Source organism: Vibrio sp. 10N.222.46.A1, assembly GCF_041473595.1.
Classification (GTDB): domain Bacteria; phylum Pseudomonadota; class Gammaproteobacteria; order Enterobacterales; family Vibrionaceae; genus Vibrio; species Vibrio tasmaniensis_A.
Map to the genome: position 1 here is coordinate 1 of NZ_JBFRSN010000391.1, position 1,860 is coordinate 1,860.

The following is a 1,860-nucleotide window of genomic DNA, read 5'->3' on the forward strand; positions in this document are numbered from 1 at the left end:
AACCACCAACATCACAGACACAGCAAAACCTTGTAGAGCCTTGCTCACTAATCCACTTATTCCTTTAATCATATTTACATCTCATATCCACATCATGTGACATTGGTTTACTTCAGAGCGAGCCTAACGTTGCGCTTATGCCAACAACCTAAACCATCTGGAAGAGTTTCATTAATCTGTACATACTGGCTCGTCACCTTAGTAACTCGACCATTGTTTAAGCCAATAAACTGACCTTTTTTCACATTGACCACGTTCCCTTTTGGGGTTTGTACTAACCCTGAAACGCTTGTTCCACTGCCCATTACGCCTCTTAAACGCAGCTTACTCAGCGGGTATTTTTCTAACTTGCCAATACGAGAACGAGCGTTCGGCTGCCAACAGTCTTTCTTCACCAAGGGTTGATTTTGAACCATGGCTTCTTTAGGAAGTTCAAAGGGAGGGCGAAAGGCGTGGCGTTGATAAGTTGCGGCTAAGAACTCCGTTTCTGGGACAAGTTTTTCTACCTCTTTTCTCGCCTTAGCTTCAACTTGCCTCACAAAATCTTCTAACGAATCCTGACTGGCTTTACAGCCTGAAAGCACAAGCAGTAACAATAGGGACAAAAGGACGCTACTGAATTTCATCATTCACCTCCGATTTAAACTGATAGGTGTAAGCTCGAACCCTGAAATGTAGCGTGCTGCTTTCTTGACTGACTCGCTGCCAATTCACATCATCGAAGCTAATAATGCGTGGCAGTTTTGCGATGGCCGCGGAGAAATCGCCAATCTCATGGTAATCACCGGTTAGCTCAATATTGAGGGGTAACCGATAGAGGAATTCCTTGTTCTGCTTTTGACCCCAATCAATGCGCGTAAAGGTCAGCGCATTATCCAAACCAAGTTCATTCACTGAGGCCAACATACTGGCGAGCTCTTTTTGCACGGGCAGCTGCTCTAACAGATAATCGTAACGGCTAGTCAGCTCATCCAACTGACTCTGAAGCTTAGGCAAAGCCGCAACCTTGTTCGCTTTTATCCTTAACGTTGCTTTCAAAGTCTGCTCTTGCTGCTTCATCTGCTGCAGTTCATCGTCTAAAGGCAGTACATACAACCAAGTCCCAACACCTTGGATTAATATCATCAGCAACAGAATAACGAGCAGTTGGGGCAACAACGGCCATTCGGTGATCTCATCAGCATCGAGATCTTGCCAGCTAATCCTACTTTTAAGGTTAGCCATGATTTGTCCCCTTCTCTTTTCTGCTCGCGGTTGCGCTCTCTGCGGTTGTGTTTTCTAAAGAAACAGGGCTAAACACAAAAGAGACCTTGAAGGTCTGAAACTCTTTATTGAAGCGCTTTCGGTTATGGATAATAGAGTGCATCTCGACCCTTTTAAGAGAATCAGAACGCTCTAGATTGTCCAACATTGTGGCGAGGCGAGCCGTACTGTCGCTGATACCTGCCATCTCAATCTCCTGACCATTCATCTTTATCTTGTCGACATACACGCCCTCAGGAATCAGCTCCGGCATTAGATTCATAAAGTCGGTGGTCTTATTACGGCCAAGCTGCAAAGATTCCACCACATCAAGTCGAGTCAGAATGGCTTTGTGTTCTTGTTCTGCAACTTTTAACGATTGAATTTGTCGGTCGAGCTCGGCAATGTATTGATTAAGATAATTGAGGCGAGCTTGCTGTTTGGCTTGTTGAACCTGAAAATAGTGACCAACCGCCCATTGCCCTGTAAGTGCAATGATGACGCCAAGAATGACTAGGTGGATAAAGCGCTTCTTGTGTTGAGCGCGAATCTCATCACGCCACGGCAGTAGATTAATTTGATGCAACATGCTTTTCTCCCTGCCACTTGAGTCCACTC

At 45.3% G+C, this 1,860-nt stretch carries 3 protein-coding genes; all 3 read right to left on the minus strand.

What is annotated here, in order from left to right:
- Positions 1 to 107 precede the first annotated feature (107 nt).
- Genes AB4496_RS12405 through AB4496_RS12415 form a run of 3 tightly spaced genes read right to left on the minus strand, consistent with a single transcriptional unit; the run spans position 108 to position 1,831 of the window.
- Positions 108 to 626 carry a pilus assembly protein PilP gene (locus AB4496_RS12405; protein ID WP_009848905.1) on the minus strand — a complete coding sequence of 173 codons (519 nt, stop codon included), beginning with the start codon at positions 624 to 626 and terminating at the stop codon, positions 108 to 110.
- Positions 613 to 1,224, minus strand: a complete 612-nt coding sequence (locus tag AB4496_RS12410; RefSeq protein WP_009848904.1) for a type 4a pilus biogenesis protein PilO — start codon at positions 1,222 to 1,224, stop codon at positions 613 to 615. The genes AB4496_RS12405 and AB4496_RS12410 overlap by 14 nt, the downstream gene beginning before the upstream one ends.
- Positions 1,217 to 1,831: a PilN domain-containing protein gene (locus AB4496_RS12415; protein WP_009848903.1), complete on the minus strand. Its 615-nt coding sequence runs from the start codon at positions 1,829 to 1,831 to the stop codon at positions 1,217 to 1,219. Before AB4496_RS12415 ends, AB4496_RS12410 begins: the two co-directional genes overlap by 8 nt.
- Positions 1,832 to 1,860: the final 29 nt, after the last annotated feature.